At 69.4% G+C, this 26,460-nt stretch carries 27 protein-coding genes, 1 tRNA gene and 2 pseudogenes; 10 read left to right on the top strand and 20 right to left on the bottom strand.

What is annotated here, in order from left to right; all coding sequences use genetic code 11:
• Nucleotides 1-83 precede the first annotated feature (83 nt).
• On the top strand, nt 84-902 hold the full coding sequence (locus OG247_RS07410) for a YqjF family protein (RefSeq protein ID WP_327251481.1): 819 nt from the start codon (nt 84-86) through the stop codon (nt 900-902).
• Nucleotides 903-1,059: 157 nt separating this feature from the next.
• Here the strand turns inward: OG247_RS07410 and OG247_RS07405 are convergent, their stop codons facing one another.
• Nucleotides 1,060-1,983 carry a LysR family transcriptional regulator gene (locus OG247_RS07405; protein WP_327251480.1) on the bottom strand — a complete coding sequence of 308 codons (924 nt, stop codon included), beginning with the start codon at nt 1,981-1,983 and terminating at the stop codon, nt 1,060-1,062.
• Nucleotides 1,984-2,125: 142 nt separating this feature from the next.
• Here OG247_RS07405 and OG247_RS07400 point away from each other — a divergent pair, with 142 nt between their 5' ends.
• Nucleotides 2,126-3,178 carry a YncE family protein gene (locus OG247_RS07400; protein WP_327251479.1) on the top strand — a complete coding sequence of 351 codons (1,053 nt, stop codon included), beginning with the start codon at nt 2,126-2,128 and terminating at the stop codon, nt 3,176-3,178.
• Nucleotides 3,179-3,518: 340 nt separating this feature from the next.
• Here the strand turns inward: OG247_RS07400 and OG247_RS07395 are convergent, their stop codons facing one another.
• Nucleotides 3,519-3,899 (bottom strand): winged helix-turn-helix transcriptional regulator, encoded by a 381-nt coding sequence (locus tag OG247_RS07395; protein WP_327251478.1) that lies wholly within the window; start codon nt 3,897-3,899, stop codon nt 3,519-3,521.
• A gap of 122 nt (nt 3,900-4,021) precedes the next feature.
• Between OG247_RS07395 and OG247_RS07390 the strand changes: the two genes are divergently transcribed.
• The 4 genes from OG247_RS07390 to OG247_RS07375 all read left to right on the top strand — a co-directional run bounded on the left by OG247_RS07390 (nt 4,022) and on the right by OG247_RS07375 (nt 6,313).
• Nucleotides 4,022-4,429, top strand: coding sequence for a RidA family protein (locus OG247_RS07390; RefSeq protein ID WP_327251477.1), 408 nt, complete (start codon nt 4,022-4,024; stop codon nt 4,427-4,429).
• A gap of 212 nt (nt 4,430-4,641) precedes the next feature.
• Nucleotides 4,642-4,890 carry a hypothetical protein gene (locus OG247_RS07385; RefSeq protein WP_327251476.1) on the top strand — a complete coding sequence of 83 codons (249 nt, stop codon included), beginning with the start codon at nt 4,642-4,644 and terminating at the stop codon, nt 4,888-4,890.
• Between the two features lie 102 nt (nt 4,891-4,992).
• A complete protein-coding gene (locus OG247_RS07380; RefSeq protein ID WP_327251475.1) occupies nt 4,993-5,622 on the top strand; it encodes a TetR/AcrR family transcriptional regulator in 630 nt (209 codons plus the stop codon).
• Between the two features lie 205 nt (nt 5,623-5,827).
• Nucleotides 5,828-6,313, top strand: a complete 486-nt coding sequence (locus OG247_RS07375; protein ID WP_327251474.1) for a VOC family protein — start codon at nt 5,828-5,830, stop codon at nt 6,311-6,313.
• Between the two features lie 115 nt (nt 6,314-6,428).
• Here the strand turns inward: OG247_RS07375 and OG247_RS07370 are convergent.
• Nucleotides 6,429-6,902 (bottom strand): annotated as a pseudogene (locus OG247_RS07370) (MBL fold metallo-hydrolase); the annotation flags it as partial.
• A 237-nt stretch (nt 6,903-7,139) separates the two neighbouring features.
• Between OG247_RS07370 and OG247_RS07365 the strand changes: the two are divergent.
• Nucleotides 7,140-7,216: transfer RNA gene (locus OG247_RS07365), tRNA-Met, on the top strand.
• Nucleotides 7,217-7,414: 198 nt separating this feature from the next.
• Here OG247_RS07365 and OG247_RS07360 read toward each other — a convergent pair.
• The 7 genes from OG247_RS07360 to OG247_RS07330 form a co-directional block, all read right to left on the bottom strand.
• Nucleotides 7,415-8,629: a family 2 encapsulin nanocompartment cargo protein terpene cyclase gene (locus tag OG247_RS07360; protein WP_327251473.1), complete on the bottom strand. Its 1,215-nt coding sequence runs from the start codon at nt 8,627-8,629 to the stop codon at nt 7,415-7,417.
• A 266-nt stretch (nt 8,630-8,895) separates the two neighbouring features.
• The gene (locus OG247_RS07355; RefSeq protein WP_327251472.1) at nt 8,896-9,450 is read right to left on the bottom strand and encodes an EF-hand domain-containing protein; all 555 of its coding nucleotides are present in this window, start codon (nt 9,448-9,450) and stop codon (nt 8,896-8,898) included.
• 233 nt (nt 9,451-9,683) lie between these two features.
• Nucleotides 9,684-10,400, bottom strand: a complete 717-nt coding sequence (locus tag OG247_RS07350) for an HAD family hydrolase (protein WP_327251471.1) — start codon at nt 10,398-10,400, stop codon at nt 9,684-9,686.
• A 17-nt stretch (nt 10,401-10,417) separates the two neighbouring features.
• Nucleotides 10,418-11,053, bottom strand: a complete 636-nt coding sequence (locus OG247_RS07345) for an acetoacetate decarboxylase family protein (RefSeq protein ID WP_327251470.1) — start codon at nt 11,051-11,053, stop codon at nt 10,418-10,420.
• The gene (locus OG247_RS07340) at nt 11,050-11,904 is read right to left on the bottom strand and encodes an SDR family NAD(P)-dependent oxidoreductase (protein WP_327251469.1); all 855 of its coding nucleotides are present in this window, start codon (nt 11,902-11,904) and stop codon (nt 11,050-11,052) included. Before OG247_RS07340 ends, OG247_RS07345 begins: the two co-directional genes overlap by 4 nt.
• Nucleotides 11,905-11,957: 53 nt before the next feature.
• Entirely contained in the window at nt 11,958-12,938 is a 981-nt protein-coding gene (locus OG247_RS07335; protein ID WP_327251468.1) for a polyprenyl synthetase family protein, read from the bottom strand.
• A gap of 193 nt (nt 12,939-13,131) precedes the next feature.
• A complete protein-coding gene (locus OG247_RS07330; RefSeq protein WP_327257368.1) occupies nt 13,132-13,809 on the bottom strand; it encodes a cytochrome P450 in 678 nt (225 codons plus the stop codon).
• Between the two features lie 185 nt (nt 13,810-13,994).
• On the opposite strand from OG247_RS07330, the pseudogene OG247_RS07325 reads away from it, so the two are divergent.
• A pseudogene (locus OG247_RS07325) lies at nt 13,995-14,360 on the top strand (transposase); the annotation flags it as partial.
• A 16-nt stretch (nt 14,361-14,376) separates the two neighbouring features.
• Here the strand turns inward: OG247_RS07325 and OG247_RS07320 are convergent.
• Nucleotides 14,377-14,676, bottom strand: coding sequence for a hypothetical protein (locus tag OG247_RS07320; protein ID WP_327251467.1), 300 nt, complete (start codon nt 14,674-14,676; stop codon nt 14,377-14,379).
• 1,118 nt (nt 14,677-15,794) lie between these two features.
• The gene (locus OG247_RS07315) at nt 15,795-16,055 is read right to left on the bottom strand and encodes a hypothetical protein (RefSeq protein ID WP_327251466.1); all 261 of its coding nucleotides are present in this window, start codon (nt 16,053-16,055) and stop codon (nt 15,795-15,797) included.
• 120 nt (nt 16,056-16,175) lie between these two features.
• On the opposite strand from OG247_RS07315, the gene OG247_RS07310 reads away from it, so the two are divergent.
• Nucleotides 16,176-19,334 (top strand): hypothetical protein, encoded by a 3,159-nt coding sequence (locus OG247_RS07310; protein ID WP_327251465.1) that lies wholly within the window; start codon nt 16,176-16,178, stop codon nt 19,332-19,334.
• A 21-nt stretch (nt 19,335-19,355) separates the two neighbouring features.
• Here the strand turns inward: OG247_RS07310 and OG247_RS07305 are convergent, their stop codons facing one another.
• From OG247_RS07305 to OG247_RS07275, 7 genes are all read right to left on the bottom strand, one after another.
• On the bottom strand, nt 19,356-19,706 hold the full coding sequence (locus tag OG247_RS07305; protein ID WP_327251464.1) for a hypothetical protein: 351 nt from the start codon (nt 19,704-19,706) through the stop codon (nt 19,356-19,358).
• A 384-nt stretch (nt 19,707-20,090) separates the two neighbouring features.
• Nucleotides 20,091-21,398, bottom strand: a complete 1,308-nt coding sequence (locus OG247_RS07300) for an MFS transporter (protein WP_327251463.1) — start codon at nt 21,396-21,398, stop codon at nt 20,091-20,093.
• Nucleotides 21,395-22,522, bottom strand: a complete 1,128-nt coding sequence (locus OG247_RS07295) for a PLP-dependent cysteine synthase family protein (RefSeq protein ID WP_327251462.1) — start codon at nt 22,520-22,522, stop codon at nt 21,395-21,397. The genes OG247_RS07300 and OG247_RS07295 overlap by 4 nt, the downstream gene beginning before the upstream one ends.
• A gap of 758 nt (nt 22,523-23,280) precedes the next feature.
• Complete coding sequence (locus OG247_RS07290; RefSeq protein ID WP_327251461.1) at nt 23,281-23,733, bottom strand: hypothetical protein; 453 nt, start codon at nt 23,731-23,733, stop codon at nt 23,281-23,283.
• Nucleotides 23,734-24,213: 480 nt separating this feature from the next.
• Nucleotides 24,214-24,609, bottom strand: coding sequence for a hypothetical protein (locus OG247_RS07285; RefSeq protein ID WP_327251460.1), 396 nt, complete (start codon nt 24,607-24,609; stop codon nt 24,214-24,216).
• A gap of 3 nt (nt 24,610-24,612) precedes the next feature.
• A complete protein-coding gene (locus tag OG247_RS07280; protein WP_327251459.1) occupies nt 24,613-24,963 on the bottom strand; it encodes a hypothetical protein in 351 nt (116 codons plus the stop codon).
• Nucleotides 24,936-25,106 carry a hypothetical protein gene (locus tag OG247_RS07275; protein ID WP_327251458.1) on the bottom strand — a complete coding sequence of 57 codons (171 nt, stop codon included), beginning with the start codon at nt 25,104-25,106 and terminating at the stop codon, nt 24,936-24,938. The genes OG247_RS07280 and OG247_RS07275 overlap by 28 nt, the downstream gene beginning before the upstream one ends.
• Before the next feature lie 96 nt (nt 25,107-25,202).
• Here OG247_RS07275 and OG247_RS07270 point away from each other — a divergent pair, with 96 nt between their 5' ends.
• Nucleotides 25,203-25,712, top strand: a complete 510-nt coding sequence (locus OG247_RS07270) for a hypothetical protein (RefSeq protein ID WP_327251457.1) — start codon at nt 25,203-25,205, stop codon at nt 25,710-25,712.
• Nucleotides 25,713-25,737: 25 nt separating this feature from the next.
• Here OG247_RS07270 and OG247_RS44790 read toward each other — a convergent pair whose 3' ends face one another.
• On the bottom strand, nt 25,738-25,986 hold the full coding sequence (locus OG247_RS44790; protein WP_442813585.1) for a hypothetical protein: 249 nt from the start codon (nt 25,984-25,986) through the stop codon (nt 25,738-25,740).
• Nucleotides 25,987-26,460 lie beyond the last annotated feature (474 nt).

The raw sequence follows: 26,460 nt of genomic DNA, 5'->3' as shown, positions 1-26,460 counted from the left end.
GGTCGGCGCGGGCGCCCGCGCCGTGGCCGTGCCCCGCGTGCCCCGCGTGCTTCGCCCGCCGGGCGCGTCCGGATACTGGTGCGATGCCGAGGCCACCGCGCACCGCCGACCCCGACCCCGACCCTGAACCCGTAACGCCCGACCCGCCTTACGCGGCGGACCGCCCGTTGCTCACCCAGTCGTGGCTCGACCTGGCCTTCCTCCACTGGCCCGTCGACCCGGCGGACGTCGCGCCGCTGCTGCCCGCCGGCACGCGGCCGGACACCCTGGACGGGGTCACCTACGTCGGTCTCGTCGCGTTCCGGATGCACCGCGTCGGATGGTTGCGCCTGCCCGGGATCCCGTACCTCGGCTCCTTCCCGGAGACCAATGTCCGCCTGTACTCCGTGGACGCCCACGGCCGCCGTGGCGTGGTCTTCCGCTCCCTCGACGCGTCCCGCCTGATCCCCGTCGCCGTCGGACGGGCAGCGTTCCGCCTTCCGTACGTCTGGTCGCGGATGAAGGTCCGCAGGGAGGGCGCCATGGTCACGTACAGCAGTGATCGACGCTGGCCCGGACCTCGTGGCGCGCGCAGCAGCCTCGCGATACGGATCGGCGGACGGGTCGAGGAACCGAGCGGTGTCGAGCATTTCCTGACCGCCCGCTGGGGCATGCACAGCTCCTTCTTCGGGCGGCCGCTCTACCTCCCGAACACGCACCCCCGCTGGCCGCTGCACCGCGCGGAGCTGCTGCACTGCGACGAGAGCCTGGTGGCCGCGGCGGGCCTGCCGGCCCCGGTCGGGCCGCCCGCCAGCGTGCTCTACTCCCCGGGAGTCCCGGTCCGCTTCGGCCGCCCGCCCCGTATTCCGGCGCCGCGGGGGGAAGACGGGGCCAGGGCGTTCCTTCGGCCCGAGCACCCCTAAGCGGGTCACGGCCTGGGCCAACACGGGTGCGTCACCGGTCTGACCCGGCAGCCGGACCCAGCCGCTGTTCCTCGTCCAGGGAGAGGAGTCTGTTCTCCTCGGCGTCGGAGCAGGGCGGATCAGGCTTTCGCGGTGCGACCGGTCGGGCAGGACGAAGTCAGTTGGCAGTGCGGGCGGCCGCCGCCCCTGGTCCCGCCGGGGCCAGGACGGCGGCCGCCAGGTGCTCGCGGAACCAGCGGTGCCCCGGATCGGTCGAGTTGCGGGGGTGCCAGGCCATCCCGAGGTCCAGGGGTGCCAGGTCGAGGGGGATGGGAAACGTCCGCAGTCCCATGGCGGTGACGGTGTCGGGGAGCCAGCCGGCCAGGCTGAGCGCGACGAGATCGGTGTCACGGGCGAGCATCATCGCGCTCGTGTGGCTGGGCACCACGACCGCGGTCCGGCGTTGCAGCCCGAGTTCCGCGAGCGCGCTGTCGATGGGCCCGAGGCGCTTGCCGAGCCGGGAGATGCCGATGTGGTCGGTCGCGGCGAAACGGCGGGCGTCGATTCGCCCGTCGAAGAGGGGATGACCGCAGCGGGCGATGCCGACCAGCGGCATGCGCGTGAGCTGCCGGGTCCGGATCTCCGGGTCCAGGTGTCCCAGGACGCCCAGTTCGACGTCCACCCAGCCCTGCCGCAGCCCAGGGCCGCCCTCCATCGCCTCCGGCAGGAAGACGACGTCAACCTGCGGGGCCTCCGCGTGGATCCGCTCGGTCAGGCTCCCCGCCAGTCCGACCAGCAGCAGGTCAGTGGCCTGCACCGTGAAGGTGCGCTGGAGATGCACGGCATCGAAACCGGGACCGGGCCGCAAGACGTTGTCGCAGCCGCGCAGCAACGCGCCGACCTCCTCCCGGAGTTCCATGGCGCGCGGGGTCGGGACCATCCCCTGGCCGGCCCGGACCAGCAGCGGGTCGCCGACGGCACGGCGGAGCCGGGCCAGGGTACGGCTGACCGCCGCGGGCGAGGTGCCCAGGCGCTCCGCTGCGCGGGTCACGCTGTTCTCTTGGAGCAGGGCGTCCAGGACTCGCAGCAGGTTGAGATCCATCGGTACCTCCTGAGCTGCATTTTTACGCCTGGGTCAATGATCGCGTGCCAATCTTTGCATTGCTGCGGCATCCTCCGGCGCGGAGAGTGGAGATGCCCGCGAGGACGCGCGGCATTCCCTTCACCCCTTTCAAGGAGCCGCTGTGCAGCAGTCCCCCCGTGCCGGTCGGGAAGGTGACGTCCTGGCCGTCGTCAGTCAGAGCGGACCGACGGTCTCGTTCTTCGACGCCGCCTCCGACCGGCACCTCGGCGATGTTCAAGTCCCCGCAGAGCCACACGAGTTGTGCTTCGACCCGACGCAGCGACTGCTGTGGTGCACCCTGACGTACCACTCGGGCTATTACCACGTGAACGGCGGCCGGCGCACCGAACTGGCCGTCATCGACCCTGACACCCGCCGCATCGTCGAGGTCGTCGACCTCGCCCCGGAGCACGGGCCGCACGGACTGGCGCTGGACCCGGTGCGCGGTCGCCTCTACGTCAGTGTGGAAAGTGCGGACGACCGGCCCGGCGGTGTCGTGGTGATCGACACGGAGACCCGCCGGCCTGTGGGCAGGATCGACACGGACGCGCCCGGCCCGCACTGGTTCGCCATCGATCGGGCGGGGCGGACGGGCTACGCCACCAACAAGGAAGCGCCGTTCGTGTCGGTCGTCGACCTCGACCGGGGCGCGCTCACCGCGAAGGTCGAGGTACCGGGCAGCGAGGGCCTCGCCGTCTCCGCCGACGGCGCGCACGCCTTCGTCGCCGCGCCCTACGGCAACTTTTCCGGCACCGCCGAGGAACGGCCGCCCACCGGAATCCGGGTCATCGACACCCGGACAGCGGCCGTCGTCGACACCCTGCCCACAGAGGACATCGTCCTGCCCGTGCACTTGACCTCGACGGGAAGGCTGCTCGCGGGCGAAGTGCGCATGGCGCCCGACGCGGTCTCCCGACTCGGGCGCCACGCACCGGGCCGCCTCACCGTGTTCTGCGCCGACACCCGCAAGCAGCTGGGCGACCTCGAGGTCGGCCTCTTCCCGCTGACCATCACCTCGTCCCCCGACGGCCGGCTCGCCTATGTGGCCTGCGTCGTCTCCTCCACCGTCGACATCGTCGACCTGGAGACGCTGGAGCGCCTGGCCCGGCTGGACATCGCCAAGCTGGGCGAGCCCGGCGCGCACGGCCTCGCGTACCTCCCGCGCCCGGCCTGACCGCCGCCCGGACCCCACCAGGCACGGGGGTGGGTTCAGTCGTTGCTTCCGGCACCGCGATCGGGTGCGCTCAATCGATCACGCCGAGTACCCGGGTTGGGTGTTGCCCGGAGCAGGCAACACCCCACCCGGAAAACGGACTTCACTGCTCTAGAAGAAGCCGAGCTTCTTGGGGGAGTAGCTGGTGAGTATGTTCTTGGTGTGCTGGTGGTACACGGGCCACACCGCTTCTGAACAGCCGGAATGGGGATGCTCGCTGACGGCGGCCCGGCTCCGGCCCGCAATTGGCCCGGATCTTGGTCGTGGGGGAGTGTGGGGCGCCGCCTCCTCGGTTCCTCGGTCAGGTGTCGAAGCGGTGGCGAGAGGCTTCGATGTGGCCGAGGTACCGGTGGGTCCAGTCGCACAGTCCGTCGATCGTGACGCGCAGGGCCCGGCCAGGCTCGGTGAGCGTGTACTCGACCCGTGGCGGCACGACGGGGTGGACCGTGCGCTCGATCAGGCCGTAGCGCTCCAGCATGCGCAGGTTCTGGGTGAGCATCTTGTGGCTGATGCCTTCGACCTCGCCGCGCACCTCGCTGAACCGCAGCGTGCATTCCCCCAGCGCTTCGATGATCAGGAGCGCCCATTTGTTGGCGACGTCCGAGAAGATCTCCCGCGCCAGGGAGTCCGCGCGCCTGAGGTCCGCGTCCTCGGGCGAGCCGCTGTACTGCTTGGTCACCATCAGGTTCCCCAGTCACCGAAAAGTGCGTTCTTCCATGTCAGGGACCACTCTCTTACGGTTTCTGAGTAACCACAAGAGAGTGCTATTCGCGGCGTCTCTCACAGCACACGGAGGCAGGCAGCATGGCCATCACCCTGGTCAACCCCAACGGATTGCCGGAAATCCCTGTCTACCGGCAGGTGTCGGTCTCGACCGGGTCGAAGCTGGTCTTCATCGCCGGACAGGTCGCCTGGGGCCCCGACGGGGTCACGGTCGGCGAAGGGGACCTCGCCGCCCAGGTCGAGCAGTGCTACGTCAACATCGCCACCGCGCTGGGTGGAGTCGGCGCCACCCTCGAAGACCTGGCGAAGCTGACCGTGTACGTCGTCGACTGGACCCCCGACAAGATGCCCCTGCTGCTGGAGGGCATCGCACGGGCGGCCAAGAGGCTGGGCGCCACACCGGTCCCGCCGGCGAGCATGATCGGCGTCGCGGCTCTGGACGTACCCGAGCACCTTGTGGAGATCGAAGCCACCGCCGTTGTCGACTGAGCTCCGAGCCGGATCGTGAGCGTTGCCTCAGGCGCGGTCGGCGTGGCTACACGCGCCTTCGACGCGGTCGAGCCGCCCGGCGGCTACTACGGATTCCACTGGTACGGCCGCGCCAAGCTCGCCAACCTTGCCTGAGCCCTGGAACTGACCGGCCGGCTTGAGGGCAGGGGCGTCTCGGTCTTCGCCGCGGATCCCGGCGGGCCGCGACCGACATGACCAACGGCACCCTGGTCAGCCCGAAGATCTTCTCGCCCGGGCTGCGGCTGATCTGGCCGCCGGTCAAGCGGAAGTTCGCACGCTCGACGTCCGGCCCGGCGTCCGTGGCGGCCAAGCCTTCGCCCTTCGCCGCGACCGACGCCGTGCTGAGCGGCCGGACCGGCCTCGGCGTCCGCACGCAGGTGCAACCGGTCGCCCCTTCCCGTCGGCGATCGATCCACGCACCGCCGCCGTCCGCCGCCTGACTGAGCGCCTCGTGCCTCTCGCTGCCTGACGGGACGGGTGGCTCATCGGATCCCCGCACCGCCACGGCAAATGCGGATGAGTCATCCAGTTGGGCTTCCCCCATGACGACTGCCCCGCTTCGCAAGGACGCCGCCCGTAACTGGGAGCGGATCGTCGCCGTGGCCCGCGATCTGGTGGACGAAGGCACACCACTCCAGCTCAACGACGTCGCCCGGCGCGTTTCCCTGGGCGTCGGCACCGTCTACCGTCATTTCTCCACCGCCGAGGCGCTCCTGGAGACCGTCGCCACACCCTGCCTGGAGTCACTCGTCGCCCACGGCGAACGGGCACTGGCCGACGACAACCCTCGGAGCGCCCTCGCCGGATTCCTGGCCTGCACCATCGAAGCACAGGTCACCGACGCGTCTCTGCCCACGGTCGCCGCCGCGACCACGGATGCCCTGCCCCGCACCACCGAACTGAAGCAATCCCTGCGGTCGGTCGGCGCACAGCTGCTGGAACGCGCCCGCGGTGCCGGGGTGGTGCGCCCGGACCTGACCTCCGAAGACCTGGTCCCACTCATGTGCGGAGTCGCCTACGCGGCAAACGTCCACAGCGTCCCCGCCACTCGCGTCGATACCGCCCGCCGCTATCTGACCGCCCTTCTGGAAGGCCTGTACACCCAGTACCCGCATGACGTCCCCAGCGACAGCGGAGGGTCGCAGCGGCAAGACGGCACGCCTCACGGGTGACTCCGGGCCGGGCCGGCCTTGTCCCGCTGCTTGAACGGCGGGCCGTTTCGCGTGTGCGTCGGCCGCGATCTGCCGGCCCGCAGCCCTTTGGGGCATCCGGTGGCAGGCCGCCGCGCGGCGCGGTCATATGCGCAGCGCGTTCGGGATATCTCTGGTCGCAGATGGCGGTCGGCGTGACCTCCACGGTCCGGAAAGCAGGTGGCCGGTGACTGTCCAGCCCGTTCCCGAGGGGTATCCGCGCGTCACGCCGTACCTCTGTATCGACGGCGCCGCGGCCGCGATCGACTTCTATGCCTCCGTGCTCGGCGCGCGCGAGCGGATGAGGATGGCGGGATCCGGAGGCAAGATCGGCCACGCCGAGCTGGAGCTCGGTAGCTCGGTCATCATGCTCGCGGACGAGTACCCCGACCTCGGCTTCCGCTCACCGAAGTCGGTGGGCGGCACGCCCGTCACCCTGCATGTGTACGTTGAAGACGTCGATGCGGTCTTCGCCGAGGCCCTCGCCCGGGGTGCCACCGCGCTGCGGCCGATCAGGGACGAGTTCTACGGCGACCGCACCGGCCAGTTCGAGGACCCGTTCGGACATCGCTGGAACATCGCCACGCACATCGAGGACGTTCCGCCGGACGAGATGGAGAAGCGCTCCGGGGAAGCCGAGCGCGCCATGGAGTCCAATCCGGGCGGAGAATGAAGGATCTTCGATCGGGGCCGAGCCGGCCACCTCCGCCGGCCGCCTGAGGGCGATTCGCGTGCTCGGCATGAGGTGTCCGCGGTAGGCGAGCCGGTGGGGTCGGGTGGTGGTGGATCTACGGGGCTTTGAGTGCGGCGACGGACTGTGCGGTGAGGTGGCCGCCGTGGCCGACGTAGACGGTGGTCGGGGTGTGGCCGGCGATGGTGCGCATGCTGTGTGCGGCGGCGTTCAGGTCGGTGGCGAACATGGGCTTGCGGGCCATGCGGGCTCGCATCATGCCGCCGGAGAGGGCGTCGCCGGCCAGGATGCTGTGGTCGGGGAGCAGGACGCAGACGGATCCGGGGGTGTGGCCGGGGGTCACGAAGGACCGGCCGATTCCTCCGTGGCGGGTCAGGTCTTCTTCGTCGCCGAGGATGATGTCGGGCTCTATGGCCGGGATTTCGGCCTTGGCGAGCATGACCTTCATGAGCCGGGGCATGAGGCTGGTCGGCTGGAGGTCGACGCGTCCGCCGCGGCGGAGCTGGTCGGCGTCGTCGCGGTGGATGGCGACGGGGGCGCCGGTGGCTTCGCGGAGGGCGAGTGCGGATCCGCTGTGGTCGGCCGCGGGCCAGCCCGCCCGTCAGGTCAATGAGCTCCTCCGCTCCGCCGGTGACCTAGCGCGCTGACCTGCGAAGACGAGATCCCCAACGATGGAAGGTCGCTCAGGTGACGGCTGTGTGGGCACGGGCACGGCGGCGAGTGTGGGGCCCCTCACCGTCGGCCTGCGCTGGCTGCGGGGAGAATTGGCGGGCGGCGCCGAAACCGTGCCGTAGGCTTGCCGTACCGACGCGGGGTGGAGCAGCTCGGTAGCTCGCTGGGCTCATAACCCAGAGGTCGCAGGTTCAAATCCTGTCCCCGCTACCAACGCAACAGCCCCCTCTACCACCAGGTCGAGGGGGCTGTTCGCATTCAGGGCCCGCCGGTGGCTACGGACGCCCGGTCATCAGGCGGTGCACGGTAGGCAACAGGCCGGGAACGCCTGTGTGGACGGCAGGCCTGGATGGCTCCTGCATGGCAGCAACCGGCGCGGAATCATGCCCCTCCGAGGGACCGCGTCCGACCTCACACACTGCGGTCGCGGGTTCCTGTGGCGTAGCGGCCCGTGGTGGCGTGCCATTCGTGGTTCCCGCCGAGCCATGAGTGGAGTCCGGTGAGGTAGCGCCAGAGTTGTGGCGAGGGCATCGTGGTGGTGAGTTCGCGGTGTGCGGCTTCGAATTCGTGGACGAGTTCGTCGTGGTAGGCGGCGCTCAGGCGGACCGCTTCTTGGGTGGTGCAGCCTTGTTCGGCGGCGATGACGTCGGGTAGTCCGCCGTCGTCGATTCCGGGTTCGGACTCCTTGGCCATCGAGTACAGGTCGTTGAGGATGATGCTCGCGCTGGCCGCCAGCATGGTCGCCCGGCGTACCGGCGGGTGGTTGTAGAGGGTGGCGGGCAGTTCGTATCCGCCGATCACGTCGATGAGCGTCATGCAGGGCAGGAAGCTGTTGACCTGCCGTGCAGCCAGGTACTCCCACACTGCGGGGGTCGTCTTTGTGGTTCGCCAGCCGGCTTCGCCGTTCATGGCCACGAACATGGCCACGGTCTCGTGGCGGACCCTGCCCACCTGGGCGGGGGTGGCGATGCTCGCGACGTTGTCGATGTAGGAGCGCAGTGCCACCAGGACGGGATCCGAGGTGAGTGCCCGCTCGAGCTGCTCGTGGTATCCCCATACGCCCACCAGGTGAGCGGGGTCCAGGGCGCTCTGGGCGAGGGTGAGACGGTTTCCCACCAGCGCGGTATCGGATCCGGTGCGTTCGTCGTCGCAGTAGTAGTCGTCCACGGCGAACAGGGCTGCCATGCACTGCGCGACCAGCAGGAGCCGCTCGGGGTCGTCGCAGTCGGGGTGGATGAGCATGGCGTAGCGGCCGTAGTTGCACGCGCGGACGGCGTCGAGGCGGCCGGGGAAGATCCCCACGCGCCGTACCCAGGTGAGGAGCCGTTCGTTGACCTCGGCTCCCAGCGGCTCGTCCACCCGTACCGGCCTCGGGCAGTACAGCGACACCCCCAGGGGCGTGGAAGCGTCCTTGGCTGCAGGGCTGGATGCCGGCGCCGAAGCGATCCAGTGTTCTGGCCAGCGGCGTTCCGCTGTGGACCGGGGTGAGGGCGGGACGCTGATGTCTTGGCGTTTCGTCGGCGTGTTTGGGACGATACGAGCGGCCGAAGTCCCCAGCCCCCGGGGTCCCTGCGGGAACAGCCCTCTGCCCTGCCTGGTCGGTACTGCCCCAGCCACCGGATCCATCGGTCACAGCCTCCTCGCATCTTCGAGGGACGGCTGCCAGGACCACTGCCGGACACAAGGCCGACGGCAGATCAGGGCAACACCACCCCCACTCGCCCGCGGTCATCACAGGCCAGGGCCCAGCAGAGCAGAGCGCCAGAGCACGCCGCAGGAGATGCCGCCGATCCCACCCGCTTCAGCGACAGTCAGCAGACAACCGGTGCGGAAAGCACTACCCCGAAGGGGATGACGAGCGGGACGGCGCGGTGTCGGCGCGTAGATTTCGGTTACAGGGGGCCGAGGAGCCAGTTGCCGGGGGCTTGCGGGTCCTCGCTGGTGCCGTACTCCTCGGTGGCACGGCGGATCTCCTCGCGGTCCAGGGTGCCGTTGCCGTCCCGGTCCAGCTTCGCGAAGGCCGCCTTCAGATCCGCCGGTGAGGCTCCCACGGTCTTGGAGAACATGGTGACGTACTCGTCTTCGTCGATGAGGCCGTTGCCGTCGGTGTCGGCGATGTCCATCCATCCGGCCACCATCGCGGTCAGCCGCTCCAAGACACCCTGGCGGTCGTTGCCCAGGGCCTTCGGCATGCCGGCGACGAACTCCGCGACGTTAACCGAGCCGCTGCTGTCGACGGCCATGATCGACAGGTCCTTGCGCCAGAACTCACTCAGTGCACCGCGAAGCCGGGTGATCTTCGCGGTGTCCTGGACATCGAAGGCCGCGGCAAGCCGGTCGGCGACAGCGAGCGCGTCGACCTCGGCCAGGCGGCCATCTCCGTCGATGTCCAGCATCGCGAAGAAACGGCGCAGCTTCTGTTCCAGGACCCCTGTCGTGCTACTCATCGTGTCTTCTTCCTTGTGTGCCGTTGGCATGGTTAAGGGATCACCGGGTCGTGATCACGTGAGGAGGAACGATCGGGGTGCGCTGTGGGCACGGTTCTGCGCAGCAGCACAAGGGAACGGTATGACAGCGCAGGTGGCGTGGCCCGAGCGTGTGCCCGCTCGCGCCGAGTGAGGACCCGTCGCGGCAGGTGGGCGATATCCCGTGCTGTGGATTGTCTGGTGGGGCGGTACTTCTACCGTTCGGCGTCGATCAGGGTGATGACTTCGTCGAGGTGGCGGACCGTCGCCCAGGCGTGGGCGCTGTGGCGGGTGGAGGTGGTGGTGGTGACGAGGACCCCGCGGTGGGTGGCGTCGAACAGGAGGAGGTCGTTGCTCCCGTTGCCCACGGCGATGACCTCGGCCGGCTCCACATCGTGATCGGTGGTGAACTGGGCGAGCTGGCGGAGTTTGAGGTCTGCGGTGTCCCGGGTGAAGTCGACGTCTTCCAGGTTGCCCGCGGTGTCGAAGAGGAGCCGGCCGTTTCCGTATCCGCAGGCGGCGGCAAGGCGGCGGGTCATGATGTCGGCGTACAGCTGGGCGGAGCTGGTGATCAGGCACAGGGGCAGGCCGCGCGCGGTGAGGGCTGCGGCGAGGGGAAGGGCGCCGTCCTTGATCGGCAGCTGCTGGAAGACGGTCTCGATGGTGGTACGGGTCGCAAGGCCGGCGCGGGTCCACAGTTCGAGGAGTTGGGCGCGGGTCTCTTCGTGGGTGAGCCGTCCACTTTGGTAGCTGCGGTAGAGGGTGGCGACTTCGCCGATGGGCGCGGCGAGGGCGCGGCTGAGTTCGACGACGGAGCTCTGCGGGGTGAGGGTGTGGTCGAGGTCGCAGACGACGGCCCGCACCGGCGGCAGCCCGGTGGTCTCGGCGGCGGGGGCCGGGGGCCGGCGCGGGCCGGGATCGGCTGGGGGCATCGGCGGGTGCTCCGTGGTCAACGGGCGTTGATCGGGTGGGGCGCGGGGACGGCCACACGGAAACGCGGTGAGTGCAGGGCGAGTCGGGTGGTGGTTGTGCTCAGGGTGGGGAGCACCTCGGGCCAGTCGGTGAGGGACACCTGGGTGGGGCCGGCGTACAGGCGCACCGGGGCGACGGCGTAGCTGAGCTGTCCGCGCCGCGGGGTGAACGCCGGCAAGGGCATCAGTAGGGGAACCGTGGCGCGTCGCCCTGGGTGGGCTGCCATCGTGACCCGTAGGCCCTGCTCGCTAGTGATGCGCACCTGATGCTCGGTCCACTGGAAGTGGGCCAGTTGTTTGTCCAGTCCCCAGATGCTGCGGCCGCCTTCCTGGGAGGTGGCACTGTCGACCCAGATGTGATGGATGAAGGTGCCGACACGGAAGCCGCAGCGCACCGCGCTTGCGATGACGAACTCGTCGTAGCGCAGGTCCCCTTCGAGGTAGCGGATCGCGGCGACCAGGAGGTGTCGGGGCAGGAGTGCGGAGAGCCCGCCGGGCACAGGGGGAAGGTGGGGTGCGGGAAAGAGTCCCATCCACATCGCGCCGGACATGCGCCACGGGGCCGGCGGGAAGCTCGGGAGGGTCTGCGGCTCGGGCTCCTGCGGCAGGGTCATGGGGTGGTCCCGATCGTGGGCGACTGCTGGGGCCGGCCGGATTGCCGAGGATGCGGAGTGTGTGGATGTCCGAAGTCGCGGCGGGCGGGCCCGCCGAGCGCGGCCAGCCGGCGGAACGCGCGGGGGCTCATCTGGTAGACGCCGTACGAGAGGGGCAGCCAGGCCGGGATGTCGACGGTGTCCGTGCCGTTGGCCAGGGCGCGTCCGATGGCTGCGGCCACCTGCCCAGGGGTGCACGGGGGCAGGTGGTCGGCGAAGCGCGGGAGGCGGTCGGAGGGGACGTGGAGGCGGAAGAAGTCCGTTCCCGCGACCAGGCCCGGGCGTACGAGGGTGACCCTGATCCCGTGGTCGGCCAGTTCCAGGCGGGTCACTTCCGTGAAGGCCTCAACGGCGGCCTTCGTCGCCACATAGGCCGCTGCCGGCCCCTTTGCGCGCACCCGGCTGAGCGAGGAACCCATGTTCACGATGTGCCCGCCGCGCTGCTTGCGCATGTGCGGGAGTACGGCGGCCACGGTGTGGACCATCGCGTCGTATCCCGTACGCATCATCAGCAGCGCGTCCTCGGGGTTCGACTCGTGGAAGTCCTCCCAGCGGACGAACGCCGCGTTGTTGACCAACACGTCGATGTGCCCGTGGTCCTGCATGGCCTGGGCAGTCCAGTCCCTCACCTGGTCCTGGTCGGTGACGTCGACCCGGGCGAGGCGGATTCGGTCACCGCCCGGGAGGCCGACGAGCCGCTGCCGGGCCTCGTGGAGATTCTCCTCGCAGATGTCGGCGACGTAGACGCGCGCGCCCGCCCGGGCCAGCAGCTGTGTGACGGCCCAGCCGATTCCCTGGGCGCCGCCGGTCACCAGGCACACCCGCCCCCGCGGATGCCATGACCCCGCCCGGCCTTGTCGGGCTTTCACGAGAGGGTCCAGCTGCGAAGGCAGGACGCGAACTCCGCACGGGCGACCGGATCACCGACCGCGTCGGGCAGCCGGTGCAGGGCCCGGGCGAGATGGGCGTCGACCCGCTCGCGCAGCCACGTCAGCGCTCCGCACTCCTCGACCAGGTCTCGCGCCTGAAGAAGTCCTGCGCTGTCCGGGGCGGCGGTGTCGTGGAAGTAGGCGAGCAGCTTCTCGCGGGCCGGCCCCCGGCTTTGGAGTGCGTACGCGACCGAAGGGACGATCCTGCGTTGGCGGAGGTCCGCCAGCCGGTCCGCCGCGGCAGCCGGGTCACCCGGCGCATACTCCTCGAGTTCGTCCCACAGCGCCCATGCCTTGCCGAACTCCGAGCCGACTTCGGCTGCGGCCTCCACCTGCTCAGGCGACGCACCGGCGCACAACGCCCCTGCCGCGCAGGCGAACTCCGTACCGGGAGCGATCTTCGCCGCGGACACCGCCAGCGCCTCCTGGAGCGTCACCGCGTACGAACCCCCGAACCGCACATCCAGGACCTGACAATTTGCGATCTCCCGAACCACCACGGCAAGCCGCCTGCCCAGCTGCCCCGCCAGATGCGCAGGCTCCTCCGCCAGCAGCTCGGAAGCCAACCCGACCAGCGCATTGCCGAGATAGAGGGCGGCCGGCACACCGAAGACGGCATGCACCGTCGGGCGGCCGTTGCGTACCGGCTCCTCGTCGATGATGTCGTCATGCACCGCCACACTCGCCAGCAGCAGCGTTCCCGCGGCCGCCGCATTACGGGCCTGCTCCCACGCCTGCTCGCCGCCGCCGGCTGCCAGCAGGAACAGACTTCCGTACCGGCGCCGTGTGCTCGCAACCACCGGACACGGGGTCCCCTCGGCGTCCACCCACCGGAAGTGGTACTTCGCCATGGCGCGCAACGGCTGTTCCAACCGGCTCACCGCCGCCCGCATATGCGGATCCAGGAATGCCACCACGTCCCGGCTCAGCTGCCGTCCATCCCGCGGGGTCACCCTCACTACCTGCCTCAACGTCTCTCCCAGCCTTCAGGACAACCACCTGCGGACGCGCTGCGGCGCCGCGCACTTCGGGTAAACGCCCCGCACGCCACCCCGGACACCACCGGCAACGTTTTCGAGCGGGACCTGCCAAGCCGGCCGACCGCGGCTCTCAGGCGCGTGAGGTGCTGCGGACCGTGGCGCGCATGTTCAGCCCGCGGGGGTTCAGGATGGCGCCGAGGGCAGGCGTGACGCCGGCTCCGGGGGTGTGGGTGAGTCGCCAGCGGGCGGTGATGGTCGCGAGGGCGAGCGTGGCTTCGGTGATGCTGAAAGTGTCGGCGATGCATTTGCGGGCGCCGCCGCCGAAGGGGATCAGCGCGCCGTTGCGCCCCTTGGTGTTCTGGCCGGCCCAGCGTTCGGGGGCGAAGCGTTCGGGGAGGTAGGGGCTGCACACCACCGTCGTGCCCTTGGCGATCGGGTGGCCATCGAACTGGGTGTCGGTGGTGGTGATACGCGTCAGGAGCCACCCCGGCGGGTACAGGCGCAGGATTTCGGTGATGATCCGGCCGGTGTATTCGAGTTGGGGCAGCAGGTCGAACGTGGCGTGTCCGCCGGCCGGGACGAGCGCGTCGACCTCGGCGTGCAGGCGTTCCTCGATGTCGGGGAGGCGGGCGACCTGGTGCAGGGCCCAGGCCAGGGTGGCGGCGGTGGTTTCGATACCGCCGAAGAAGAAGGACATGACCTGGTCGGCGATCTCGCTGTCCGACAGCCGCTGTCCGTCCTCGGAGGCCGCCAGCAGCGTGGAGAGGAGGTCGGCGCCGTCGAGGTTCCGGGTGCGGTGGTCGTCGATGATCGAGCCGATGGCCTGCTGCAGGTGGGCGCGGCCCGGTCGTAGCGGCGGTTGGCGGGGATGGGGAGTTTGTCGAGCGGGTGGGGCAGGAGCATCCGCTGGTAGATGCCGTGCGAGAAGGTGTTGAAGTCGGCCAGCAGGCTGGTGAGGTCGCTGCCGGGGGTGTCGGCGAACATCGTGGCGCCGGCATTTCCGGGGCCAACCTGCACGACAGTCAGGCTTTGATCCCTCTCGTTGAGGGCATCCCGCCGACCCGTTCGCGCCGCGGACGCCGACGCCGCAAACCCGGCAAGCTCCATGCGGACAAGGGCTACGACTACGCTCACCTGCGGCAATGGTTACGTGAGCGGGGCGTCATGCACCGCATTGCCCGCAAGGGAGTTGAGTCCTCACAACGACCGGGCCGCCATCGTTGGACCGTGGAACGCACCATGGCCTGGCTCGCCGGCTGCCGCCGCCTCTATTGACGCTACGAGCGCAAAGCCGTCCACTTCCTCGCCTGCACCGGCATCGCCTGCAGCATCATCTGCTACCGCAGGCTCACCAAATAGATGACCTCTAACGACGTCAGTCGAAATTCATGTCCCCCAAGTTCCGCGTGTGCACGGACGGGGATGCGGCTGAAGGCGCGTCAACTGCTTGGGTCACCAGGGCATAGGCGCGAGCGAGTTCCACCAGGGCCGCAGCTGCCTGCCCTGCGGACTTCTCCGCGACGTACTGCGCTTCCTGACTGATAGCCCGCAGGAGCGCGTCGCGGGCCTCGGTCTCGGCGGGCGGCTGCACCACCTGGACCTGGATCTGAGCCGGGATCTGCTGAACGCCTTCGCCAGTGGAGACGGAAGTGATCTCGGGTTCGCTGCTGCTCACGGACGCCCCTTGGGCTCGACTGGATCGGTCCTCGTCAGGCTAGAGCCGCAGCCCGTGCCCTCGGGGTGATCCTTGCTCCCCTCAGCGAGAACCGGCCATCACTTGGCTGATCATGAAGCGCTGACGTGCCCTCATGCGACACATGGGATCGCGCCGAGGTAGCGGTACCCGGAGCGTTCGGAACATCCGAGCCGCTCTGCCAACGTCGGCCCTGTGACCTTCTCGCCGCTGGCCCTCATCAAGGCGATCGTGTTCTGCACGACGGGGAGGGGGACGGCCTTCCGCCGCGTCTTCTGGCGGTGCGGCTTCGGCTCCGTAGCGGCAGCCTCCGCCACCGCTGGACGGCGGAACGCACCAGCCTGGCTGGCCGGCTGCCGCCGCCTGGACCGACGCCACGAGCGCAAGTCCTGTGTCGATGGATGACGCTTTGCAACTGCCCTCGGGAGGTTAATTTCCCTTCCGGGAGCTCGACTTGGCGCTCTAGAAGAACCCAACTGCTTTCGGGGAATAACTGCAATAAATGTTCTTGGAGTGCTGGTGGTACACGCACCGCACCCCATCTGACCAGCAGGAATGGGTGTGATTGTGGGGGAGTGGCGTGCCCTGGTCCGGGATTGGCCCGGATCTTGGTCATGCTGTGCGCGCCACGGTCCGCAGGTGGCGTCACTGGCGCGAGATAGCACGGTGCACAGTGAGACGACCAGCGCGACCCTGACGACCCGCCAGGCAAGCCGCAGGACGCCGGTCGAGCGCAGCTCCGTGCTGAGGTTCGGGTCCGCTTCGATCTGCTCGGTCATCTCGGTGACGATCCGGTCGGAGACCCGGGTCAGCTTGGACGGCATCAGCCCCGGCGGGTTGAGCGAGCGTTCCTCGTCCGTGGTCCGCATGTCCCGGGCCAACCGCACGGTCTTCTTGACGGCGCGATGTGACTTGCGCTGTTTCCCGGACACGCGAGCATCAAGTCGGTCCCGGGATCCGCGCACCAGAGCGGGGACCGATCCGCGCGCGACTAGCGCGGCATCCAGCAGCGTGAGCGGTTCACGGGCGGGGCCACATGCCCTGGCAGGCTCCCGGTCCGGTTCCGAGGAGGACAGATAGTCCTCAACTCGGCGGCAGGATCACGACGCCCGGACGCGGTCCTCGGCGAGCAGCACGTTCTCCGGCTTGAGGTCCCAGTGGATCAGCCCGACGCGGTGGATCTCCTGCAGGCAGCGCCAGCGCCCGGAACGGCTCCCACGGGCGTCGGACCAGGCCTCTTCGGTGCGCGCTTCCTTCGCGTGGACGATCGCAGAGACGACGGCTACCAGGACCAGGCTGGTATTTCCGTTATGCGGCGCTTCGCCGCCCGTCGGTTGCCGAGGTAGCCGTAGCTCGCACATGTGGCCCGTCCGACGGCGGCCCGTTGTCCGGCCAGGGCCGTGTCCAGTACCCGTTCGGCGTCTTACACGTGATCACGGCCGGCGGTCACGATGTGGCGTGTCGATCGAGTGGGAGTTCTCATGTCCGAGGAAGTGAAGCAGTGGCCGCGCCGCGTGCGGGGGTGGGTGGCCCCGGCACTGGTCCTCCTGGTGATTCTCTTCATCGCCGCGGGGAGGGTGGATGCCGCTCTCGGCCGGATCGAAGCACCGGGATACCGCTCTGCGACCTGGAGCGGTCTCGTAACACTCGACCCCCGCTCCGAGGAGGCCGGGACCAGATCCCGCACGGCATGGTGCGTCTGGTTCAACACACTGCCTGACCAGCAGGGGCCGCTGATCACCCAGGACACGTACAAGGGCTCCGATCCGGGGCCGCGGGTGGAGTCCTGCCTCAAGGCGTTCATCGGCGAGGGGCTCGGCAAGGTCTTCGAGCCGCCGACCGGGGGTGTCGAGGCGCGCCTGCTGATCCGCTGGTACGTCGGACTCGACGTGCTTCTCGTCCTGCTCTACGTCGTGTTGCTGTACCAGGCACTGATTTCCCTGCGCGCCAGGATCCCCGACTCCCCACCGGAGTCGTCGGAGCCGGACACGCCGACGAGTGCGTCCCTGCTCTGGGCCACAGCGCCGTCCCGGCGTTGGTTCCTGATCGGCGCCCTGTTGCTGGTCGAAGCGGTGGAGGGCGTAGGCCAGTGGCGGCTCTCCGGGCATGGTCTGAAACCGGATCGGATCAACACGCTCTACCAGATCGTTGGTTGGGCCGCCGTCTTCAAGTGGCTGCTCGTGGGCCTGGCCGTACTGGTCCTGGTCGTGCTGATCGCGCATACCAGGGTGCTTGCGCGGTTGCCCTGGCGGGAGAACGTCGCGGTCGTGCGCGTGCAGCTCTTCGTGTCGGCCCTGCTGTTGTTGCTCATCGCCGGAGTCGGAATCCAGCAGGTGCCGGACGCCCTGCTCGGCCTGCTCGATCACTGGCCCACTGCTGTCGCCACCCCGGTCGCCGTCTTCGTGTTCTCGCTCCTGCTGTGGCGCAGTGTGCACCGTACCGCCCTTACCCAGGACGAGGCGCTGGCCCCGGTCAACCAGTGGTGGGTGCTGGGCTCGGCCCTCGTCTGTGCGGCCCTGGGCCTGAGATTCGCCCGTGGCCTGCTGGGACTGGCAGTCGTCCTCGGATTTGTCTTCCTCCTGTCCTGGATCGGAGGCGCAAAGTTCGGGTTCGATTCGAGCCAGGACCCTGGAGCTGCCAGCGCCGGGACGAAGGCGCAGCAGCGTGCCAACATGATCACGGGCAGGCGACGGAGGAGCCTGAAGACCACGGCCCGACTGCTCGCCGCGCTGCCGCTGCTGGTCCTGGGGGTGTTCGCAGTAGGTTCCGCCGTAGCGCCCGCCATCGTGGGCCCTCGTCGCTTTCCGGCGGTCGTCCTCATCCTCCTCGGGCTGCTCGCGGCGGTGGCCGGCGTCGTACTGCCGTACTTGTTGAAGTGGGCCCAGTGGAAGCGCTGGGGCTGGGCGATGCCGCCGTCGAGGCGGCACGACAGGTTCGGGCTGTATCTCGTGCTGTCCGTCCTCTGCGGGCTGTTCGTGCTTGCCTCGGTCGCCACGCTCATCGTGGACTGGACATGGAACATCCCTGTCTGGGTGGGGCCGATGGCGGTGCTGACCGTGTTCCTCTGCCTGGCGCTGGTGGTGCTGAACGAACTGCAGCGCTGGTCCGAGCGCGCCACGCCGGTCACGGGATTCCGGGCGCTGAAGCTGGAGCGCACGCCCGTGTTCGTCCTGCTGATTGCCTGGTTCCTGATGGCCTCGATGGTCGATCCGCATGGCCATCACCAAGTGCGCACCAGAGAGATGGAGGCCAGGTCACCTGTCCTGGCCGACGACATGGACCTGAACGCGGTGTTCGGTAGATGGGCCGCTGCCAACTGTGCGACCGTGCCCTTGGCCGTCGACATGACGGGTGATCCGAAGACGAGCCCACCCGTGCGATTGGTGATCGTCGCCGCGTCGGGTGGCGGTGTCCGTGCTGCCTATTGGACCAGTTCCGTGCTCGACCAGCTGTTCCCTCCGGGGCCGGTCCCGGATATTGCGGGATCCCGTTGCCCGCCGTCGGACGGGCGGGCGCCGGTCTTCGCCGTCAGTGGCATTTCGGGCGGCAGCCTCGGAGCGATGTCCTGGATCTCAAGGAACTCCCCTGATGTTCAGGGAGAGACCCCGAGCCACCAGGTGGTCTTCGGGAAGGACCACCTCTCCGGCGCGCTGGCCTGGCTGACATACGTCGACCTGCCGCGGGCGTTCACCGGCTTTGGCGGGAAGGACCGGGCAGCCGTGCTCGAACAGTCCTGGGAACACCAACAGAAGGAACTGAAGGACCCGTTCTACGCGACATGGCAGACCGCGACCACTGCCTGGACCCCGCTGGCGCTGTTCAACGGCACCGCGGCGGAGAGCGGATGCCGGGTGCTGACCGCCCCCGTCCAGCTCGGTGCCTTCGACCGCCCCGTCGGGGCGACCTCGTGTACCCAGCGCCCCGAGCAACCTCTTCGGCCGGGTGCCCCTCAGGAAGAGCCCCAGGTGGGAGGCCCTACTCTCATCGATCTGCGTGGTGGCTTCCTGTGCGGCCGACAGGACGTGAACCGGTCCACCGCCGCGCTGCTGTCCGCACGCTTTCCCTGGATCACACCCTCCGGAAGGATCGCCGGTGACGAATGCGGGTATCCGGGGGCCGAGGTGTCCATCGTCGACGGGGGCTACGTCGAAGGCACCGGCAGCATGACCGCCGTCGATCTGCGCGAGCAACTCGCCCCGGTGATCGCATGCCACAACCAACGGGTGAAGGGCGGCCCTGCTGTGGAGGGTTGCAGGGTCACCAGCACTGTTGCGGCCCGCTCGGTGGAGGTGGTGCTCGTCCAGATTGACAACGGCTACAACAGCGTGGCGGCCGCTCCTCCGCCAGGCCGCCCGCGTGAGCTCCTCGTACCGCTTCAGGGCAAAGCCGCTGCTGTGAACACGATGGACGCGAACGTACGTCAGCGTGCCTTCGAGGCATTCGGCTGTGCCCACTACCTTCCGTTCGCCAATGTGAGAGGCCCCGGCACACAGGCCCCCCTGGGCTGGGTGCTGTCGAAGAGCGCCCAGCAGGAATTGGACGACCAACTGGACAGGCTGAAGGACACCGAAGCAGGGAACAGGCTGACATTGAGCGGTCAACTTGCCAACACCAAGGCGCTTTGCAAGCCTCGCGGATAGCTCAGCGCCGGCTCCGGCCGGTCACCGTTCCCGTGTCCGCTCGACGGCCCCGGGCGCGGGGTCGAACGCCGCACAGCTGTCGATCAACCCGGCGCGCTGGAAGGCGAGGGCGGTGTAGAAACCGACGCGACCGGCTCCCACGACGCCCAGCCGCGGAGCCGCCACCGTGTCGGCCTGGGCGGCCTGCCGGCCAGGAGGAGCCCGAGCAGCGGCCTGCGCCCGTGGAACCGGGCGATCGTGGGCCGCGCCCAGGGCATCCGGGGATCGCTGGCGGAGCTCTCCACGGGCGCCGAGCGCACGGCGAACTGGGTCGGCCCTGCGCGGGTCGCGGGCGGCGCCCTGGCCTGCCTGGAGGTCCGGACTGATTGGCATCCGGGAGTCCGCGACGAGCTGCCCTCGTCGCGGCCGTCCTTGAGGGGGTCTCGGCGGGGGCCACTGTGCACGCCTTCATCGGGGGACTCCGGCCCGGAGGACGAACAAGAGATCTCCGGCTGCTGGCGCCACGGCAAGAGTGACTAGGCGTGGAACGCTGCCAAGCGGGACCGGAGCTTCCAGGCCGAGGCAGAACAAGAGGCGTAGGCGCCGGCGCAACGAGACCGGCCCTCGTGTCCCTTCGCCGATGCCGCGGTCGACGCCTGCGACCTGACAGGGAGGCTCCGATCGCGACCAGCATGCGGGGTGGTCGGGGCCGTGGGGATGTCGGGCGGAGGGGCGGGCGCTGTCGTACCGTCCGCCCCTCCGTCACGGGTCGACGGATCAGGCCGTCGCCGGCTGTTTCTGGGTTTCAGGCAGCGGCGGCTGCTTGAGGCGGCCGGTGCGGTGCAGCACGTACAGCGCGGTGGAGCAGGCGAAGCCGAGGGCGGCCAGCGCGGCCCACGGCAGTGCGGACATCCCGGAAGCGCGGGCGGCGTCCAGGGCCGCACCGATGCCCAGGTTCCCCAGGGCGATGCCGATGCCGCAGATGGTGTTGTACAGCCCGTAGTGGGTGGCGACCAACTGGTCGCCGGAGAGTCGCACGATCGTGTCCATTTCGAACGGGTAGGCGATCATCGTGCCCAGGGCCAGCAGCAGGGCGGCGAGTGTCGAGGGCACGGCCGCGAGCAGCCAGAGCCCGGCACCGCCGTCCGGCACGGGGACGGCCGTGGCGATGAGCAGCGGGATGAACGCGGTGCCCATGGCGAGCAGTCCCCACGTGAGTGCCCGGCCCGGCTCCGTCCGGGCCTTGCACCAGGCCGTCACCTTGGTCTGGAAGAGGATCGTGCTGAGCCCGGATACAGCGAAGAGCATGGCCGCGGCGCCCGTACCGAACGTCCCGTCGCCGCCCAGGCGCCGCACTTCCAAGGGCAGGGCGAGATACACCTGGAACGTGAGCACGTACGAGCCGATCATGGCTACGGAGAAGAGCAGGAACGGGCGGTTGGCCAGGATGCCGCGCCATTGCGTGAGCACGCTCTCGCGCGGGACCTCCGCCCGGGCCTTCGCGTCGTTGCCCCGGCGGGCGGGCAGGGCCCGGATCTGCACGATGCTCAGCAGAGCGAAGATCGCGGCGGCTACCAGGCAGGTGATGCGGAAGTCGACCCCGGTCAGCACCATGCCCACCAGGGGGCCCAGCAGGATGCCCGCCTGGTAGAAGACGTTGAACAGGGCGAAGGCCTCGACCCGGCGTTCACCCGCGTCCGCGGCCAGGTAAGCCCGGGTGGCGGGGTTGAACAGGGCTCCGGCCAGCCCTGTCGCGGCGGAGGCGGCGATCAGTGCGGGCACGGAGTCGACCAGCCCGAGGGTCGCGAAGCCCACGATGCGCAGCGCGAGCCCGGCAATGATCATCGGCTTGTAGCCGAAGCGGTCGGCCAGCGTCCCACCGATCAGGAACATGCCCTGCTGGCTGAAGTTGCGTACGCCCAGGACGAGTCCGACGATCCAGCCCGCCAGCCCGAGCGATCCGGAGAGATGCTGAGCGAGGTACGGCATCAGCATGTAGAAGCCGAGGTTGATGGTGAATTGATTCACCATCAACAGCTGGACGCTGTGTTCGTAGGAACGCATCTGTACCAGGATGCTCTTCACCGGGCGCACTCTTCCACTGCGGTGGAGTTCGGCTTCGGCTCGGACTCATCGGCGAGGGTGAGGGGGTCGACCACGGTGGTGCACCGCGTCCAGCGAGTGACCTCCTTCTCGTCCATGCGGCCCACCGTCTCCGGTTCGACGGCGGGCGGCCCGTCGAGCAGCCCGTGGGCGGCGCAGTAGTCGTCGTCGTAGACCGTGCCCAGGTAGCGCTGCGGCCCGTCGGGAAAGACGGCGGCGATACGAGCGTCCGCGGGCAGCGTGCGGGCCAGCCACCCCGCGACCAGGGCGACCGCTCCCACGCTCCAGCCGCCGGTGGCGTAATGAGAGGCCGCGAGCCGGCGGCAGGTCCACACCGCTTCGCCCGGGGAGACCCAGTGAACCTCGGAGAAGTTCTCGTACGCGACATTGCGGGGGTAGATGCTGGAGCCGAGGCCGCGCATCAGGCGGGAGCGGGCGGGCTGGCCGAAGATCGTGGAGCCGATGGTGTCCACGCCGACGAGCTCCAGTCCCGGGTAGAGCTGCTGCAGGACACGGGAGACACCCGCGGAGTGACCGCCGGTCCCCACACTGCACACCAGGACGTCGATGTGGCCGAGTTCGGCTGCCAGCTCAAGTGCCAGCGGGGTGTACGCGGTGGTGTTGTCGGGGTTGTTGTACTGGTCCGGGCACCAGGAGCCCGGGTGCTGCTGCATCAGCCGGGTCACCCGGTCGCGGCGGGCCTGCTGCCAGCCGCCGGTCGGGTGGGGCTCCGAGACGAGGTTGACCTGTGCCCCGTACGCGGTCAGCAACCGGTTCATGGACATCTCGAGCCCGGGGTCGGTAACCAGAGTGACCGGATGGCCGTAGACCATGCCGGCCAAGGCGAGGCCGAGGCCGAGGGTGCCGCTGGTGGATTCGATGATCCGGGCGCCGGGGAGCAGCTCGCCGCGGGCACGGGCCCGCTCGACCATGTGCAGGGCCGGACGGTCCTTGATCCCGCCCGGGTTGAAGCCCTCCAGCTTCGCCCAGAAGCCGCGGCCTTCCCGGGTGAAGGGCTCGGATACACGAAGGAGCGGTGTGTTGCCGACCAGCCCGGACAGGGAGGACCGGGCGGACGGGGTGTCAGCAGTGGGAAGAGTGGTCATCTTTTCGGCTCTCATGCGTAGATGGCTGTTTGTGTGCGCATCTCGCCGACTGCTGCGGTCAGGGGCGGGAGGGAGATTCCTCCAGCGTCCGTCGGGCAGCAACGGCGGCGGCCGGTACGGGCGGCCGCACGGATGAGCTCTAGATTCGCCACCGGCAGTCTCTTATGAGAGTGAAGCGCCCTGTATTGACGGCCAGACGTCTGGGAACCGGCTGGCGCCGGGCCATCGGGAAGCTGATGGTGACGCCGGTCACGGCTGGGATTGCGGCGGCCGGGGTATGAGCGGGCGCTGGATTCGCCTCAGCCAGGGAGCGGCCGGCCGGAAGGCAAAGTTCAGCAGAGTCCGGCACCTGGGGTGCACCGCTCGTGAATTCGGCGGTGCGGTGGTGGGGCGGTGCGAGCGTCTCGCCGTGGGAGTGCCCGGCTGTCTGAGGATGGACCACGCAGATGATCGAAGCGATCGTCACTGCGGCGAGAATGCAGGCGGCCAGCGCGCTCCGCATTCGGCCGGCTGCACCGTAGAGAATCCTGAGCGGGTGGAACGGCACAATTCCTCCGTGCGGTGCCCCTTCTCGGTAACTCCGAAGAAGGAAGCAGACAGAGATCGATCAGGTCGGGGAGGCGCCGTCGACAGTCCCGTTCAGATCTGTGAACCATAAAGGTGCGGGGGTCCGATTCCACCGGACGCACCGAAGACGGCAGCTGAGGTCAGCCGCATGGTTCAACGGGGAGTCGACAGCTCGAGGAGAGCCCCCGGACCTAGATCTGCAGGACCGCCGACTCTCTTGATGCCGCCGACGGCGGACGGTTCGCCCGGCCGTCGGCCGCGGGAACCTTGGGGGAGACGCGATCGCAGCGCACGTCGTAACCAAGAACATCCGGACAGGTGATCTGCGGCGTGGCAGCGCCCTGCAGTGACTGTCCGGGCATGCACTGTTCGGCCGGATGCTCCGACGTCTTCGTGGCGACCTCGTCAGCCACCGCAGTGGACTCAAAAGCGACGCTCTGCGAAATCTCGCCAGTATCGGCAGGCGTGTGGCTGGAATTCAGCAGGGCCATGGAGGGGCCGGTGGAGTGGTGCGGCGAATTTTCGGCGCTGACGCCGTGTGCGTACACGAGGCCCAGCATCAGCAGGGTCAGCCAAAGGGCGCGCAGCGGACCGGTGGATACCCGAGCCCGCAGAACACCGATGGGTGACCGCGCGGTAATCATGCCGTGATCGTAGCCGATTCCACGGACCTGATGACAACCCCCCTCTGACTGAGGCGAGTTGAGTTCCTGGCCAGTGCCGAATGCGGCGTCAATTCTCCGTGAGCATTGGACGACATGTGAATGTGCTCGGGCGCCTGAACTCAGCGGCCTTCGCGCGACCCCCATGGGTGCGCCGTCCCGGCTCAGGTGTCGAGGTCGGCGAGCCGGTTCAGGGCTTGCAGTCCCGGCATGAAGGAGTACTCGCCGCCCCGGGTGATCGTCGATGATCTCGTTCTTGAGCGCGTCTCGTGGATTCATCCGCCGGGCGTGCGCGCCCGCCGGGCACGTGAAGCCGCGCTCGTCCTCGTCGAAGTAGAGGAAGTCGTTGCTGAGCTCCGGGTCCTCTCGCGGGACATCCCGGGCGGCGGAAGTTCAGCCTGCCGGCGCCCTGTCGCCGACCCGACCCGACGGGGGAGGCGCCGAGGCGGGCGTCCGGGCAGGCTAGGGTTCCGAGGGCTTTCCGGCGATGGCGTCGTAGACCCTGATGCGCAGGTGGCGCTGCCAGCCCTCGCGCTCCTCCCGGACCCGCGCCCGTTCCGCCTTCCGGCCGCCGGCCGGGTAGTGGGTACGCGCCCACGGGGAGCCGGGCCGGGCCAGCCGTAGCGCAGCGACCACGGCGAAGACCGGTACGAGGATCCCCAGCAGGCCGGTGAAGGCCTTGCCCTTGCCGAGTGCGACCAGGGCGAAACCGGCGTTGGCAGTCCGCCGGGGGTGACCCGCCCGGATCATCCGGACACTGAGCCGGATGAACGGGAACGCCCCGAGGAATCCCAGAAGGAGGAAGAGCAGCGGCTGCTTGCCCGGGTCGACGATCTGGCGTTGGTACCAGTCGCCCATCGGTCAGCCCTCGCGCTTGGCAGGGCGGCCGCGGCGCTTCCGGGTGTAGACCAGGAACCCGGCGAAAGCCACCACGGAGGTGATGGCGCCCGCCAACGTGGCGCCACGGAACCACGGCGCCTCCACGTCCATGACCCGCTGCCCGGCGTGCGACGCGCTGCCGCCGCCCGCCACCACGCTCAGCGTCCACAGGTTCGGGAGGGCGAGGGCGACGGCCAGGGCGAGCCAGCCGGCCGTGACCTTCCAGGGCCGCCGCTTGTTCAGACCGACCCAGGCCACCATCAGGGGCAGCAGTGTGCAGGCGATGTCGAACACCAGGCCGAGGATCAGCCCCGTGCCCAGATGGCCGTCCACCGCAGCGCCCACCCGTTGGGACCACCAGCGGGGATGGTGGCGGCCAGGACGAAGTAGGCCGCCACGAGGACGACCAGAGTCCCGCCGCCGAGCACTACGTGTCTGCGCCGGCCAGGGCCGGCGCCCGTCTGCTGTGACGTCATGATCCGATGCTGGCACCGGACCGCCTCGGCTGCAGTCCGAGGGTCCTGGTGGTGCGGTGCCGGGCGCGCGGCCGGGCTGAACCTTACGGTGGCCCTGTGACGGAACGTGTGGCGGGCGCGGTGGACACGCGGACGGCCGCGGCCCACCTCAAGGAACGGCTCTACGCGACGATCACCATGATCTCGGTCGTCATCGGGCTCGCGGGAAGCGGGCATGTGGAGGTCGTCGGTGCGGCGGCGACGGTCCTGACCGCCTCGGTGGGTCTGTGGCTGGCCGCGCTGGTCGCCGATCAGCAGGCCCATCGTGTGATGCATGGTGCTCTCGCCCGGGGACGGGAACTGCGCGCGATGCTCTTCGTCGGCAGCCCACTGCTGCTGTCTGCGGTGGGCCCGCTCGTTCTGATCGGCGTCTCGGCACTGGGAGTGATGGGCCTGGACACGGCCCTTGTGACGGCCGCCGGGGTCAACATCGCCACCTTGTTCGCATGGGGGTGCTACGGAGGGATCCGCATGGGCGGAGGGACGGCGTTCGCCCTGCTGGCCGGCGGGATCGACGCGGCGATCGGCACGGCCGTCGCTGTGGTGAAGGCCGCCGCCGGCCACTGACGCCTGACCGCGTCCTCTACCCGGCTCAGAGGGAGGACGTCGCTGACCGGCCCCGGCAGGTCGAGTCGTTTTGCTGCCGCGAGCTTGACGGGCAGGTGGAGATCCCGGGGTTCGGAGCCCCAGGCGCCGTGAACGCTGTGTTGCAGTGCGTTGAAGCGGTCTCGTCGGGGATGGTGATGGGCTGCGAGCCCATGCCGATCAGGACGAGCCGCCCGTGCGGCGCCAGAAGGTCGGCGGCGCTGCTGCGTAAGCTCGGATGGCCGACGAGGTCGATCGCCAGATCCAGGCCGAATCCGCCCGTGGCCCCGTGGCCCCGTGGCCCCGTGGACCCGGGCCGGGACGTCGGCGTCGGCAGGGTCGAAGGCCAGGTCCCCGCCCATACTCAGGGCTCGGCTGCGGGCCGCCGGCACCGGGTCGAAGGCGATGATCGGCACTGCCCCGGCGAGGCGGGCGATCTGCACCGTCCGGGATGATCGCCGCCTGCTCGAAGGGCAGGGTGTCCGGGATGGGGACGAGTGACTGGTGGCGGGTCATGGTGTACTCGGCCCAACCGCCGGCATAGCTGATTCCACGGGCCGGCGGCTCACGTGGTCTGCATGAATCTCGGCGTGCTTCTGCCTCTCCCTTCGCACATGCGGCTGAGCCTGCGCCGCAGGGCCCTCGTCAGTAGCGTTCAGCCTCACCAGCGACGGAGCACCCGCAAGTGAACTCTGGAATCACGCGACTTCGTAGCTGTTCCGAGATCAGG

It is taken from the genome of Streptomyces sp. NBC_01244 (genome assembly GCF_035987325.1).
Classification (GTDB): Bacteria; Actinomycetota; Actinomycetes; order Streptomycetales; family Streptomycetaceae; genus Streptomyces.
Note: the sequence above shows the minus strand (reverse complement) of the source record. Positions and strands in the feature narration are given on the sequence as shown.

Excerpts from the sequence above, each read along its gene's own strand:
- OG247_RS07410 (WP_327251481.1), top strand. The coding sequence starts at position 84 with ATGCCGAGGCCACCGCGCACCGCCGACCCCGACCCCGACCCTGAACCC.
- OG247_RS07405 (WP_327251480.1), bottom strand. The coding sequence starts at position 1,983 with ATGGATCTCAACCTGCTGCGAGTCCTGGACGCCCTGCTCCAAGAGAAC.
- OG247_RS07395 (WP_327251478.1), bottom strand. The coding sequence starts at position 3,899 with ATGGTGACCAAGCAGTACAGCGGCTCGCCCGAGGACGCGGACCTCAGG.
- OG247_RS07390 (WP_327251477.1), top strand. The coding sequence starts at position 4,022 with ATGGCCATCACCCTGGTCAACCCCAACGGATTGCCGGAAATCCCTGTC.
- OG247_RS07385 (WP_327251476.1), top strand. The coding sequence starts at position 4,642 with ATGACCAACGGCACCCTGGTCAGCCCGAAGATCTTCTCGCCCGGGCTG.
- OG247_RS07380 (WP_327251475.1), top strand. The coding sequence starts at position 4,993 with ATGACGACTGCCCCGCTTCGCAAGGACGCCGCCCGTAACTGGGAGCGG.
- OG247_RS07360 (WP_327251473.1), bottom strand. The coding sequence starts at position 8,629 with ATGGATCCGGTGGCTGGGGCAGTACCGACCAGGCAGGGCAGAGGGCTG.
- OG247_RS07355 (WP_327251472.1), bottom strand. The coding sequence starts at position 9,450 with ATGAGTAGCACGACAGGGGTCCTGGAACAGAAGCTGCGCCGTTTCTTC.
- OG247_RS07350 (WP_327251471.1), bottom strand. The coding sequence starts at position 10,400 with ATGCCCCCAGCCGATCCCGGCCCGCGCCGGCCCCCGGCCCCCGCCGCC.
- OG247_RS07345 (WP_327251470.1), bottom strand. The coding sequence starts at position 11,053 with ATGACCCTGCCGCAGGAGCCCGAGCCGCAGACCCTCCCGAGCTTCCCG.
- OG247_RS07315 (WP_327251466.1), bottom strand. The coding sequence starts at position 16,055 with ATGTGCGAGCTACGGCTACCTCGGCAACCGACGGGCGGCGAAGCGCCG.
- OG247_RS07310 (WP_327251465.1), top strand. The coding sequence starts at position 16,176 with ATGTCCGAGGAAGTGAAGCAGTGGCCGCGCCGCGTGCGGGGGTGGGTG.
- OG247_RS07305 (WP_327251464.1), bottom strand. The coding sequence starts at position 19,706 with ATGCCAATCAGTCCGGACCTCCAGGCAGGCCAGGGCGCCGCCCGCGAC.
- OG247_RS07295 (WP_327251462.1), bottom strand. The coding sequence starts at position 22,522 with ATGACCACTCTTCCCACTGCTGACACCCCGTCCGCCCGGTCCTCCCTG.
- OG247_RS07290 (WP_327251461.1), bottom strand. The coding sequence starts at position 23,733 with ATGATTACCGCGCGGTCACCCATCGGTGTTCTGCGGGCTCGGGTATCC.
- OG247_RS07285 (WP_327251460.1), bottom strand. The coding sequence starts at position 24,609 with ATGGGCGACTGGTACCAACGCCAGATCGTCGACCCGGGCAAGCAGCCG.
- OG247_RS07275 (WP_327251458.1), bottom strand. The coding sequence starts at position 25,106 with ATGACGTCACAGCAGACGGGCGCCGGCCCTGGCCGGCGCAGACACGTA.